The sequence below is a fragment of the Neisseria sp. P0006.S004 genome (genome assembly GCF_051963015.1).
Taxonomy (GTDB): Bacteria; Pseudomonadota; Gammaproteobacteria; order Burkholderiales; family Neisseriaceae; genus Neisseria.
On record NZ_JBQCUS010000001.1, the window covers coordinates 386,359 to 400,488 of the forward strand.

Sequence of the window (14,130 nt, forward strand, 5' to 3'; positions counted from 1 at the left end):
GAGAGGCCTTGTATTTTGGCGAGTAGAAACATTACTCTTATTTGCATTTTTTGTAAATAATAAGAACTATATTTTTTAATTATAAATAATTATTTATATTGGATTTTCAGACGACCTGACGTATTGGGTAATGCTGTTTGCAACGTATGTTTATCCTGTGTAAATAGTTTCTTTAATCTTTATCTAATTAATTCATATACAATTTATTGTGATGTTTATCTGAGTGGGCATTTTTTCCCGACTTCAGCCCGGATTGTATATAACCAAAACTGATAAACGCGAAAGCAAACATTATTTCCCGTTTGCATCCAATCTCGATAAAGTGCTCCCATATTTTCAACAGGAGCCGACCATGAATATCCGTACGCTTTCTTTTGCCGCATTAACCGCCGCGCTGGCTTTGAGCGCGTGCTCGCCAAAAGCCGAACAATCCGCCGACAATGCTTCTCAAGCTGTCGGAGGTAAGGGGGGCGAAATCAAATTGCTGAATGTCTCCTACGATGTCGCCCGCGATTTTTATAAAGAATACAATCCTTTATTTGTCAAAGAGTTTGCCGCAAAAAACGGCGGACAATTGGTTGAAGTCCAACAGTCGCACGGCGGCTCCAGCAAGCAGGCTTTGGCTGTCGCCAACGGTTTGGCTGCCGATGTGGTGACCATGAACCAGACTTCCGATATTGAGCTTTTGGTGAAAAAAGGTTTGGTCAAAGCCGATTGGAACACGCGCCTGCCGGACAATGCCGTGCCTTATACCAGCAACGTCGTTTTCTTGGTGCGCAAAGGTAATCCGAAACACATCCAAGACTGGGGCGATTTGGCCAAAGACGGCGTGCAAATTGTTTTGGCGAACCCGAAAACCACCGGCAACGGCCGCTACGCCTTTTTGGGTGCGTACGGTTATGGTTTGAAAGTGAATAACGGCGATGAAGGCAAAACCAAAGATTTTGTGGCCGCATTACTGAAAAACACGCCTGTGTTTGAAAACGGCGGCCGCGCGGCAACAACGACCTTCAGCCAACGCAATATCGGCGATGTCTTGGTTACCTTTGAAAATGAGGCCAACTATGTCAGCAAAAAGTTGACCCAAGACCAATTTGAAATCGTCTACCCAAGCTACACCATTCTTTCCGAAGCACCGGTTGCCGTCGTGGACAGCGTGGTCGACAAAAAAGGCACACGCGCCGCTGCCGAAGCCTATCTGCAAAACCTCTGGAGCGAACCGGCCCAAGAGTTGGCCGCCAATCTTTACCTGCGTCCGCGCAATGCGGAAGTATTGGCGAAACACAAAGCCGATTTCCCTGAGATTGAGACGTTTAATCCGAATGAGAAATTCGGCCCGTGGGAAGAAATCATGAAAAAATTCTTTGCCGACGGCGGATTATTTGACCAGCTTTCCAGTAAAAAATAAGGCTTGAATATAGAGGCCGTCTGAAACTTCAGACGGCCTTTTGTTACAATAAGCCTTTTCCTTATCCATCTTTTCCCATGTCTCAACGCAAAATCATCCATATCGATATGGACGCATTCTACGCTTCGGTAGAACTGCGCGAGCAGCCGCACCTGAAAGGGCTGCCCCTCGTTGTGGCGTGGGACGGTACGCGGTCGGTTATTTGTGCCGCTTCTTATGAGGCGCGCAAATTCGGTTTGCACTCGGCCATGTCGGTGGCGACGGCGAAAAGGCTGTGTCCGCAGGCGGTGTTTGTGCCGCCGCATTTCGATTTGTACCGCCAAGTGTCGGCGCAGATTCATGCCGTGTTTCGGCGTTATACCGATTTGATCGAGCCTTTGTCTTTGGACGAGGCTTATTTGGATGTTACCCGAAATTTTGAAAATATCCCGTATGCCAGTGAGGTGGCCAAACGTATTCGTGCCGAAATTTTTGAAGAAACCGGTTTGACGGCCTCCGCAGGCATCGCACCCAATAAGTTTTTGGCCAAAATCGCTTCCGACTGGCGCAAACCGAACGGGCAGTTTGTGCTGCCGCCGCAAAAAATCATGGCGTTTTTGGAGAGCCTGCCGTTGGGTAAGATTCCCGGTGTCGGCAAAGTCACGCTGAAAAAGATGAATGCCCTCGGTATGCAAACTGCCGGCGATTTGCGCCGTTTTGAGCGCGGCGAACTTTTAAACCATTTCGGCCGCTACGGCTACCGCCTTTATGATTTGGCACGCGGTATTGACGAGCGGCCTGTCAAAGCCGAACGTGAACGCCTGCAAATCTCAACCGAAATTACCTTGCCCGAAGATTTGTCTTTGGCGCAGGCTTCAAGTCATTTGCCGCACCTTGCCGAAGACCTCTGGCGGCAAATCGAACGCAAAAACGTCGAAGCCAAAGGCGTTACCCTCAAACTCAAAACCCATGATTTCCGCATTATTACGCGTTCGCTGACGTATTCTTCCGTCCTTCCCGACAGCGCCTCGCTGCTTCAGGCGGCGCATACTTTGTTGCAACGCATACCGCCGCAACGCGAAGACGCCTTCCGCCTGATCGGTATCGGCGTGAGCCATTTGCTGCCGAAAAACCAGCAGCAGACGCTTTGGTTATAAAGAAATAGAAAAGCATTCTTTCCGTTTGAAGATAGGGCGCAGGACAATATTGTTCCATAACCATATCGACAGCCGTTTAAACAGGCCGTCTGAAAATTATTAGGAACAACCAGCCATGTCTTTATTCCGCCCACAATTCTGGAAAATCCCCGAAATTAGCGATGACGAACGCCGCCGCCTGCCTGAATTGGCTACTGCTTTGGAGCGCCGTTTGCAAGACATTGCCGCGCGCTATCCGCAAGCCGTGTTCGCATCCAGCCTTGCGGTTGAAGATATGGTCATTACCGATGCCGTGTGCCGTCTGAAACTGCCCATCCGCATCATTACGCTCAATACGGGCAAACTCAATCCCGAGACCGCCGCGCTGATTGCCGAAACCAATGCGCGTTATCAAACCGAATTGGAAGTGTTTTATCCCAACCAGCAAACCGCCGATGAATTTGAAGCGGAATTCGGCACGACCGCCATGTACGACAGCGTCGAGTTGCGCCGCCGTTGCTGCCATATCCGCAAAATCGAACCGCTCAACCGCGCTTTGCGCAACGCCCCCGCATGGCTGACCGGACAACGCCGCAGCCAGTCCGAAACGCGCAGCGAATTGAATTTTGAAGAGCTGGATACGGGCCGCAACATCACCAAATTCAATCCTATTTTCGATTGGGAAGAGCAGGATGTTTGGGCATATGCGCACGAGCACCAAGTTCCGCTTAATGCGCTGTATCATCAAGGCTATCCCAGCATTGGGTGCGAACCCTGCACGCGCCCGGTCAAGCTGGGCGAAAATATCCGCGCCGGACGATGGTGGTGGGAAAGCAAAGATAGTAAGGAATGCGGTTTGCACAAATAATCAAAGGCCGTCTGAAAACGTTTCAGACGGCCTTTTTGACGGCTTAATAAAATGATTTATCAAGAATTTGTTTTTCGTTCAACAAAAGTGGAAAGCAGGGCGGTATCGATGTCCCATTTCCAAATGCCTCTATCCGAGCCGTCCATGCCGCGTAGGAAGAGGTAGCGGATGGCGATTTTGGGCAACGGCTTGCCGCGCAGGGCATAGTAGCGCGCGATGGCAACGGCGTAGATTAGGGCTTGCAGGTAGTAGTGATGATGCGCCACGGCTTCGTTCATCGCCTGTTGCGTGTACGCGCTTGCATCATTGCCCAAATGGTTGGATTTGTAGTCGATTAAAACGACATTGCCGTCAGAATCTTGACAAACCATATCGATGAAGCCGTTCAAATAGCCTTGTAAATCATGGAAATCAAGCAGTTGCGCGGCTTGGACGCATTCGGGTGGCAGGTTTGCTTCGCTTGAAGCAAACCAACGGCGCAAGTCGTCCAGTTTGAAATCATCCATGTACAGGGTGAATCCCATTTCGGGCAGGCGTCGGGTCGGCGGAATCTGCGACAGGCTCTCGCCGATTAAAGGCGTCAGGCGGCAGGTATCGAGCATGGCGCTTACCGTCGGCAGCCATTTGTCTTCAAAGCTGTGGCGTTGCAAAACTTCGGCAATCATTTCGGATTGGCTCTCGGCAGAGGCGGCGAAGTCGAGTTTTTCCAACATTTCATGCAAACATACGCCGGCATTGGTGCCTCGGGGGAAATGGTGGATATCGAGGCCGTCTGAAAGTGGGGAAGGCAGGTTTTCAGACGGCATGGCACGGTCTGCGCTTTCTGCCGGGTCGATGGCAGGTTGCAAAGGCTCGTGTTGTTCGTCGGTTGACTTGGTATGTCTGCTCAAACCGGTAAAGCTGGTGTGGCGGATAAAGTCAAAATCGCGGTGTTTGATGCTATGAGCGCTCAAAGCTTGGTCTTGTTGACGGCTGTATTGGTAGACGGTTTCTAGCGGGGCTTCTTCCGTGAAGGCAAACTCCGTATTTTCAGGCGCGTTTTTGATAAAGCGTTGCCAGTTGGTTTTAAGCATTTCCACAACGTCTGTCGCGCTTTTATAGCTTTGGCTGACGCTTTCGCGGCCGGCATCCGGTAAACCTTCGAGCAGATAGGCAAAAGGATTGTTTGGCGTACAGTTTTTGTTGGCGGCGGCGTAGATGTTGAGCTGTTCTTCGGCGCGGGTAAGGGCAACATAGAGCAGACGCAAATCTTCTGCCGTCTTTTCGTCGGCAAGATGGCTTAGTTCTGCTTCCGAGGTTTGAGATTTGGCCAGCAGCTCGGTTTCGTGGTTTTCAGTATGCAGGATTTTCCAGTTTTCTTTGGAATTGTCTTTGGTATCCCACGCGAAGGGGCAGTACACCAAAGGATATTGCAAACCTTTCGACGCGTGCATGGTAACGATTTTGACCAGTTTTTCGTCGCTTTCGAGACGGATGGTTTGCGCGTCTGACGGGAAATGGCCGCTGCGCGCACGGCTGATTTGTTCGTTTAACCATTTATGCAGGGTGGCAGGGTTGCGGCTTTGGCTGTCTTCTTCGGCCAAAAGCTCCAGAATTTGATAGTAGTTGGTCAGGCTGCGTTCGTTGCCGCCTTTGAGCAGGCGTGTTTCGATGTCATGTCGGGCGGCAAACTGCTGCACGGCGGCAAAAATGCCGCCTTTCCGCCATTTTTCCATGGCCTCGGCAGACGACTCCAGCCATTTGAGCAGCTGGTGTTCGTTGTGGTTGAGTTCGTAAATCTCTTTGGCGGTATAGCCGAACAAAACGCCGGTCAAGACAAAGCGCAGCCAGTCGGTTTGCCTTGGGTTGAGCCAAAAGCCGATCAGCGCGGACAGCGAGTCTGCCTCGGCGGAATCGAAAACGGACTGGCGCGACAGCAACACGCTTTGGATACGGCGCTGTTTCAGTTTCCCTGCAATCATCGCCGCTTCGTTGTTGGTACGCACCAAGACGGCAATGTCGCCGGATTCCAGCGCGCGGCCTTTGAAATTCAGACGGCCTTCGGCTGCTTCATTGAGCGCAAAGGCAATTTCATCGGCGCAATATTCGGCGGCTCGGCTGCGCAAAATCTCTTTGCCGGTTTGATCGTCTGTATTGAGCCAGCGCACTTGGATGGCGGGGCGGTGTGGCGACAGCCGGCTTTCGGCGCGGCTGGCGGAGACATCGCTGTAATCGATGTTTTCCAATACAAAGGGGTGTTTTTTTTGTTTGAACAAGGCGCTGATGCCGTTAATCAGCTTGGCATGGCTGCGGTAGTTGACGGCGAGGGTGTAATGCCTGTCCGCATCTTGCGCAGCTTGCAGATAGGCGTAAATGTCCGCACCGCGAAAGCTGTAAATCGCCTGCTTGGGGTCGCCAACGAGAAACAGCGGGCAGCCTTGTTCGATAAAAATTTGGCGGAAAATTTCGTATTGCAGCGGGTCGGTATCTTGGAATTCGTCAATCAGCGCGATTTCCCAGTTTGCCGCCGCCGCTTTTGTCAACGCGTTGCCGTGTTCATTGGTGGTCAATGCCTGATGGACGTCCAGCAGCAAATCGTCAAACACGCGCTCGCGGCGTGATTTTTTTTGTTCGGCAATGGACTGATTGATGTGGGAAAGGAGGTCGAGTTGCAGGCAGATGAAGACTGCTTCTTCCACGCTTTCCATTGTCTGCAAATCACGACCGAGATTGGCCAAGGCTTGCAGCTGAATAATTTCCGGCACATCGGCATAGGCTTTATATTCTTTTTTTAGATTGCTGTTGAGTGTATCGACACTGAAATGGTTTAATTTTTCTAGCGTTTGTTTGCCCAGGCTGGGCAGACGGTTGAATTCGGCGTTTGTTTTTAAATCGGTAAAAACATTTTCAAAGGTATTTTTTCTGTAGATATTGCCGTTAAGTTTGGGAAAGATTGCCCAAAACGCTTTTTTCAAGTCTTCCAACTGGCCGCAAACTTTTTGCCATGTTTCTTGAAGATTGGTTTGAGCTTCTTTCAAATTGCCTTCAGGCCGTCTGAATTTCAGATAGGGGCGGCCGGTATAGCTTTTGATTTCGGCAAGCATTTTTTCAGGCGTGCATTTCCGGTCAAAAACCAATTGTGCCAATGTGGCATCGGTTGCCACTTTCTGCCGCCAAAAGTCTTGCGCAGGAATCAGCAGCCTCTCGCGCGAGTCGTCCGAAAGCTCGACATCCAAAGGCGCGCCGCACAAAAACGCATAATCGCGCAAGACGCGCTGACAGAAGCCGTGGATGGTGTAAATCGAGGCGTTGTCAAACTGGCTCAGGGCGGCTTTTAGGCGGAGAATCAGGTGATGGCAGCTTTCCTGTCCGTCTTGCTCACCTAAAGCCAAAGGAATCAAGCGATTGAGAAAGTCATCGGGGGATTTTTTCTCTTTTTCATAATATTTGTTCAGGCCGTCTGAAATATGTTCCGGCTTGCCGCCCAAAGCTTGGATTTCGTTTAAAACCTGCAACACTTCGTCCAAACGCGCACGCAAACGGGTTTTCAGTTCTGCTGTCGCCGCTTTGGTAAAGGTAACGACCAGAATTTTCTCGATGTCTTTTTTTTCTAAGACAATCAGTCGGGTAAAGAGCGCGGCAATGCCGTAGGTTTTACCCGTACCGGCAGAAGCTTCGATAAGGTTGGTGCCGTCGATGGAAAGTGTGAGCGCGTCAAAAGGAAGGGCGGAAGACATGGTAGGAACGGAATAATATTAGCGAGGCATTATCATAACAGAGATAGTGTGTTGTTTTGCACTGATGATAAAAATGCCGTCTGAAAACTTTCTGTTTTCAGACGGCATGTCTTAATGGCTATTAAATGGCTTCAATAGCGCATCTTAGTAGCGCAAACGGCGTTTGGCGTAGCTTGGTTGGCGAGGACGATAGGTATAACGGTTCGCCGCAGGAGCTTTACTGTCGTCATAGTAGTACGCAACATTATTACCGTTGATGGTCGTATTGTTGACGCTCAAACCGGTTGGAGAGCCGGTAGTAATAACGACATTGTCGCTTTGGATGGTGTTTGCCGTATTGGTTACGGTGGCTTCGTTTTTACCTTTGGCGTTGATGTTGCCGTTTGGTTTGCCTGAAGCATAGCTGCCGTTGACATTGACGGTCAGATTTTTCTCATTAACGCTGCTGATTGCGCCGGAAGTATTGACTTTGTTGCCTTCTACTTCAACGGAGTTATTGGATACCAGGTTGGTACCGTGCAGGTTGACGTCGCCGTTGTTGGCATTGATTTTAATGTCATTGCCGGCCGCTACATTTGCGCCTGCGGCGGTAGAAGAAGCGTTATCGGTTTTGTTGACGCCGACAGAGCCGTTGACGTGAGGAACGGCAACACCGGTTTCAACATTGATTGTCGCACCAGCGCCGATACCGACATTAACGGCTGTACCTTGGTTGGAGGCAGTATTGGCTGACTCGGTGAAGGTTACGCCGTTGCCTGCGGTAATGTTGACGTTGTTGTTGGCAGTAATGTTGGATGCGATTTCAGCAGAGTCTTTGGCGTTGATGACAACATTGGTCGCATTCATATTGCCTTTGACGGCGGTAGATTCTTTTTTGTTTTCATCAGCGTAGTTGACGTTCAGGTTGGCATTCACATCAACGTTTGAACCGTCTTTGGTGTATGCGCCGATAGTCAAAGAAGCGCCGCCTTGTTTGCTGCTGCTGTTACTGGTGTTGTGGGCGGCAGTGTTGTGGTATGAACCTGCATCAATGTTGATCGCACCGGTAACATCGTATTTTGTACCTTCATCAGACACTTTGTCATTTGCCAAAACGATGGCATTGCCTGCGTTGATGGTGGTTACGGTTGCAGTGGATTCATTGTGGGTCGAAGAATTGCCTTGACCTTGTGCAGTGATTTCACCGCCGATGCCTTTGTTGGTGCTGATGCCGGCAGAAACGACCAAACCGCCGCCGTTTTGTTTCACATCGGATTTCGCACCGCTGTGTGCCGCTGTATGGGTAACGTTTTTGGCAGCTTCAACCACATTGCCGGTCGCATTAATCACTGTACCTTCTTGATTAATATTGCCGTTTGCAGTGATGGTGGCGTTGCCGCCGGTGTTGATGTTGGATACATGGGATGTATTCGTTACGGTAGTTGCATCTGTTTTGGTGCTGGTAATGCCGACAGATACGCCGACGCCTGCAACGTTATTTTTTTCGTATGCAGTAGCAGATACGCCCAAATCGGTTACGCGGCCGGATTCGGTCACAGTGTTGCTGCCTTTGGAGGCAACAACATTGACGTCATTGGCTGTGGAAATGTTGACAGATTCTTCGCCGTTGACTTGGCTGCCGCTGACGGTAATGTTTGAGTTGGAAGACAACTGGGTGTTTTTACCGGTCAAAATGCTGCCGTTTAGGCCGACAGAATGGGTGTCGGTATGGGTATCGGTGAATTTGATACCGGCTTTGGCAGTCACGCTGCCGTTTTCTTTATTGGTTTCGGTGCCAGAGTAGCCTTTGATGGAATACTCGTTGACCTGTTTGTTTTCTACCGCTTTGGCTGCATCAATGGTCAAATCGCCTGCGGAAGAAAGTTGCAGTTTTTGTGCCGCAAACAATGCAGAACCGATCACATTGATGTCTTTGTTGGAAACAACGGTCAGGTCGGCATTGGAAACCAGGGTAGAACCGGTTACTTTTTCAATGCTGCTGTTGCTGCTGGCTTTAGAGGTCGTGATATTGAAAATTGTACCTTTACGCGCGCTTTGTGCGGAAGTGTCGGTGCTGGTGGCGTTTTTAATATCAACATTGCCTGCTTTGGAGCTGACGAATGTACCGGCTTGGCCTTCAACGGTACTGCCATAAACGTTGACGCCGTTTTTTGCACCCAAAACTACGTTTGAGTTGGCAGTAATGCTGCTGCCGTGCAGGTTTTCGGTACGGTTGTTTTGAACTTGGCTTTCACCGCCGAACAGGCCGCCCCAGTATTTTTTCTGGTCGTCGAGGCTGTTGGTGTTGATGGTGGTTTGAGTACCCAAGTTGATGTTGTTGACATCGGTAACGACATTGCCGTTTGCCGCAATGTTTGCGCCGTAAGTGCTCAAATCGCCTTCGGAAATCAAACCGATATCACCGGCTGCGGAAATTTTGGTTTGATGGGCGGTAGAGTTTTTGGAAGATTTTGTAGCGATACCGGTTTTCAGGGCGGCAGTTTCATTTTTGAAGCTGACATAAGTCGAGCTGCTGTTGGTTTCGCTGTTGCTGCTTAATACGATGCCTTGTTGGGCGGCAATGCGAGCATCAGCAGCTGAGTTCAGTTCGGTCGCGTCCAATTGGACTTTGCCTGTGGTGGCAATATTGACAGAACCGGCATTGATTTTGGTTTGATGCAGGCTTTCGTCAGTAGAGGAGCTCAGGTTGTTGTTGTACCAAAGGCCTTTGCTTTGAGTGTGGTCGGATTCTGTACGGTTGGTTGTTTTTACCGCGTTAGAATTGATATTGCCTGTGGCAGAAGCAGTCAGCGCTCCGGCATTGATGTTGGCTGCGCTCAGGTTGAGGCTGCCGCTATTGTTCAAAGTCAATGACTCGGATGCATTGATATTGCTGGCGGTAAAGTTTTCAGTTTTGTTGCGGTCTGAACGGAAGTGCTGAACATTTTGCGCTTCTTTGCCGCTGGAAGATTTATTGGCGGAATGGCTGGTAACCGTGCCTTTGATGTCGGTATCACGGGCAAACAGTTCCATTTGTGCGCCGGTCAGATTGGCGGACTGGATGCTCAGGTTGCCTTTGCTGTCGATATTCAGGTAGCGGGTACCGGTAATGGCGGCATTTTGAATGTTTTGTTTGGCACGTTTATCGGTCGCGTGGATGCGGATGGTACCGGCGCGCATACTGCCGAAGATATGGCCGTCAAGCACCGGCGCATTTGAAGCTGCGTCCAATGCTTCGATTTGTGCGGTTTTGTAGTCGAAGTTGCTTTTGCCTGAAGAAACGTTGATGGCATCGGCGGCATTAACATTGGCTGATTTGCCGACAACAACTTGCGGCGCGAGCAGGTCAACTACGCGGTTGCCGCTCAAATTGCCGTTTACTTGCAGTTGTTTGCCATTGTCGCTGATATTGAAAGATTTCAACGCGCCGTCTGAAACGGTTGGCGTACCGACAACCAAGGATGCGCGGTTGGCATTCAGGATGCTGCCGCCGTTGTGGGTAATGCCGTTAGGGTTTGCCAAAACATAGTCTGCGGCAATACCGAAGATCTCTTGCTGACCCAAGATTAGAGAAGGGTTTTTGCTGACCACTTCGTTCAAGATCACAGATGCGGCCTGACCTTGGAAATTTTTGTTGGCAGACAGGTTTCCGGCCAGTTGGGATTTACCGGCAGACAGGGCGTTATTCAAAACGGCACCGTGTTGGGAAACGTTGTACTTGTTATATTGGTTGTGAGAAAGACCTTGGGCCGTCGGTGCGGCAATGTTGACGATGTCAACATTGTGTTGCTGCTGTACCGAAGTTTGGCCGATGGCTTCGATATTGGCGGCTACCGCTGCATTTCCCAGGAATGCAAAGCACACGGCGACAGTTACTTTGCCGGAAGCTGAGAGCTTAGGCTGATATAAAGTGTCGATTTTCATGGATTTTAATCCTTATTTATCGTGATGGAGATTGAATCAGAAATCCCATATTGGGTATGGGATTTCTGTTGAGGAAATTTTTGAATGTATTAACATTGTTATGAAATTTTTTACAATCATACCACCAGTACGGCCTTGTGTGCACTATTTCAAATGCAAATAAAAACCGCTCATCTTATTGATATTAATGGAAAATTAATAATGTTAAGATGAGCGGTTTATATATTGGATAAAAGGATATATATTTACATAATTTTAAAATGGAATGCGTAAAGAAACGGTCACATGATCCTGTGTTTCGCTGTTTGATTGGTTGGGCATGCGCACAAAACCTTTGCCGTAGTCGGCAGAAAGCTGCCATTTGTCCGCCTTGCCCAAATTCAAACCTGCCACTAAGCCCATGGCGCGTTGCGAACCTTCGTGATGATTTTTGGCAACACCGATGTCTGCGCCCAGATAAGGTTCGATATAGATGCCGTGAGGCGTATTGCGGCGGAAATAAACGGTATTGCTCAACAGGACTGCGCTGCTTGCGCTCAAAGAAGTCGAACGGAAACCGCGTACATTTTGATAACCGACGATGTCCATTTCTTTGGCGGTAAACAAATCATGCGGGCTATATTGGGCATCGATTTGGTGATGGTTGCGCACGATCCATTTGCCCAATGGGCGGTTTTGAATCAAATTGCTTTGCAAGGATACAGAGGTATAGCGTTTGTCGAACGGTGTGTGTTCGGTATTTTTTGCAAACCCTTGTTCCACGCCGATATTGTTGAGCCAAATGCCGTTTGGCAGGATGGCCGTGTGCGACAGGCCGACTTGTGCCGAATAAATTTCCGGGCTTTGCAATTCCAGTTTGCTGTCGGCAAATTTTGCAGTCTGTTTCACATAGTCGATGCCGGCATAGGCGGAGGCAATGTGTTTTTGACTGCGTGAGAATACGCGGTCTGCTTTGATTCCTGCTGCTTTGGATTGGGAGCGGTAGGCGTAGCGCGTTACGCTGGGCGTTAGGATGCTTTGCGATTGCGACGCGGCGGCGTAAGTGCTGAATGTCCATGCGCCATAAGGAACTTGGTAGAACAGGCTGCCGCCGCGACTGTAATGGCTGTCGTGGTTGTTTAGATTGGTGTAGCCGTTTAGATAAAGGGAATCGCTCAATCCCAACGGGCTGCCGATATTCAGGCTGCCGCGCAGTGTCGTGGTATTGGGTTTGCTGCCTTTATTGTCGATGGTAATGCTGCCGCCCCAATGTTTTTCGGCATCGTTGTTGAGTTGGATGGAGGCGGTGCCGTCATCATGCGGATAAACATCGATGCTGACGTTGTTGCCGACAACATGGTTTGCCTGTTCGATACCTTGGTCGAGGTATTGGATGTTCAGCGGTTTACCTTGATGATTGGGGAAGAGGGTGTCGACGTTAACTGTACGGGAGCCGCCGGTAATCTCACGGATTTTGCCTTCGATGACGGCCAATTTCAGGATGCGTTCAGGCGTGGTTTCAAATTTGATTTGCGTGTGCGGATAGCCTTGAGCGATATATTCGGCAACGATATCCCGGTTCAGTTGGTTGATGTTGTTTTGATTGATGCATTTGGGGAGCTTGGCTTCAATCTTTTTGGAATCGATGAGCGTAATGCCGGAAAGTTCGATACCGGTGTAATCCAAACATTCGGTATTGTTTTCAGACGGCACCTCTTGTGCAACCGTGTCGTTATCTTGTTTTTTCTGTAAATCCCATGCCGACTGCTCGCGTTTTTGGATTTCGACCGAATGAATCTGATCGAGATTGTCGCGGAAGTCTTTGTCGAATTGGTTGGGTACGTTTTTATCGATTTGATCAAGCGGATTGGGTGTATTGGCCGTATAGGCGTTCAGTGCGGAGAGAATCAATACGGGCAGGGGAAGAAGGCGGGATTTATACATGGTGTCGTAATTTTATAGGGATAATAATTGGGTTTATTTTATCGAAAATAGCTGCTTGGGGCGTATCGGTTTTTATCCTTGTCTGTAATCAGGGTTTATTAAGCAACAATGGGATAAATTTCTATGATAATACCATAAAAATATTAAGGGAATTTAAATAACAAAAACCTGCCTTGGAAAAGGCAGGTTTTTTCAGACAGCCTGAGAGCCGTTAAAGATTTTGCAAACGCTCGACAGAAGGCGCGTAGTAGTAAGCACCTGATACGGCTTTAGACAAATATTTCAGCAGTAAGTCGGTTTTGCCGTCTGCATCGCCGAACATATTGAGCAGTTGAACTTCGATATTGTGCAGCGTGTTGCAATAGGAAGTAAACATCAAACCATGTTCGCCGCTGATTTTGCCGAAGGGCAGGCTGCGGCGGACAATTTTCAAGCCAACGCCGTTTTCTTTGACGTTGACGCGGCCGAGATGGGAGTCGGGCAGGCGTACATCTTTGCTGAATTCGTCATTGGCTTCTTTGCTGCGGCCAACGCTGGCTTCTTGTTCGGCAGTAGGAACGGCATCCCATTTTTTCAAATCGTGCAGGTATTTTTGCAGCAAAACATAGCTGCCGCCGGCATCAGGCTTGCCTTCGGGGATGATGGCAACATTGCGCACATTGTCATCGCCCTGCGGATTTTCCGTGCCATCGACAAAGCCGTCCAAGCCGCGGTCTTCATACAGGCGCAGGCCGTGTTCTTCAGTGGATACGCGGATGCTGTCGCCGAATGCGCTGAAAACAGATTGAGCCAAGGCATAAGCGGCTTTTTGCTCGGTGGCTTGAATGTGGATATAGAGGTCGTGTTGGGTGGAAGGGGCGAGGCCATTGCCCAATTCAGGGAAAGGTTTGATTTCTCTGCCTTCGTCAGTATGGCCGAACGATTGCCATGCGCGGCTGCCGAAGGCAATGGTCAAACCCAAAATATCATTCGGAAAACGGGTTTTTAATTTGGCCAGAGCCTCCAAAGAAAGACGGCAGGCAGATTTGATGTCTTCATTGCGGCCGTCTGAAATGTCTGCTTCGATAAAAATACCGGCTTGTGCGTGATCAGGAATAATAGCTGATTGAGGTTGGCTCATGATGATTCCTTTCAAAATATTATGGGTTTTTACGTGGGGGATTATACACTGAAAGTTTCAGACGGCCTAAAATCTGC

The 14,130-nt window shown here is 49.4% G+C and carries 7 protein-coding genes; 3 read left to right on the plus strand and 4 right to left on the minus strand.

Annotated features, from left to right (window positions below):
- The first annotated feature begins 358 nt into the window (after positions 1-358).
- The 3 genes from ACTHR2_RS01840 to ACTHR2_RS01850 all read left to right on the plus strand — a co-directional run bounded on the left by ACTHR2_RS01840 (position 359) and on the right by ACTHR2_RS01850 (position 3,391).
- Positions 359-1,408, plus strand: a complete 1,050-nt coding sequence (locus ACTHR2_RS01840) for a sulfate ABC transporter substrate-binding protein (RefSeq protein ID WP_263341941.1) — start codon at positions 359-361, stop codon at positions 1,406-1,408.
- Between the two features lie 77 nt (positions 1,409-1,485).
- Positions 1,486-2,544: a DNA polymerase IV gene (gene dinB, locus ACTHR2_RS01845; RefSeq protein WP_263341641.1), complete on the plus strand. Its 1,059-nt coding sequence runs from the start codon at positions 1,486-1,488 to the stop codon at positions 2,542-2,544.
- Positions 2,545-2,659: 115 nt separating this feature from the next.
- Positions 2,660-3,391, plus strand: a complete 732-nt coding sequence (locus tag ACTHR2_RS01850; RefSeq protein ID WP_263341643.1) for a phosphoadenylyl-sulfate reductase — start codon at positions 2,660-2,662, stop codon at positions 3,389-3,391.
- 59 nt (positions 3,392-3,450) lie between these two features.
- Here the strand turns inward: ACTHR2_RS01850 and recB are convergent, their stop codons facing one another.
- The 4 genes from recB to ACTHR2_RS01870 all read right to left on the minus strand — a co-directional run bounded on the left by recB (position 3,451) and on the right by ACTHR2_RS01870 (position 14,053).
- Entirely contained in the window at positions 3,451-7,107 is a 3,657-nt protein-coding gene (gene recB / locus ACTHR2_RS01855) for an exodeoxyribonuclease V subunit beta (protein ID WP_440375279.1), read from the minus strand.
- A 144-nt stretch (positions 7,108-7,251) separates the two neighbouring features.
- Entirely contained in the window at positions 7,252-11,010 is a 3,759-nt protein-coding gene (locus tag ACTHR2_RS01860; RefSeq protein WP_440375280.1) for a hemagglutinin repeat-containing protein, read from the minus strand.
- A gap of 255 nt (positions 11,011-11,265) precedes the next feature.
- Positions 11,266-12,933 carry a ShlB/FhaC/HecB family hemolysin secretion/activation protein gene (locus ACTHR2_RS01865; protein ID WP_440375281.1) on the minus strand — a complete coding sequence of 556 codons (1,668 nt, stop codon included), beginning with the start codon at positions 12,931-12,933 and terminating at the stop codon, positions 11,266-11,268.
- Positions 12,934-13,144: 211 nt separating this feature from the next.
- A complete protein-coding gene (locus ACTHR2_RS01870; protein ID WP_263341651.1) occupies positions 13,145-14,053 on the minus strand; it encodes a Dyp-type peroxidase in 909 nt (302 codons plus the stop codon).
- Between the last annotated feature and the right edge of the window lie 77 nt (positions 14,054-14,130).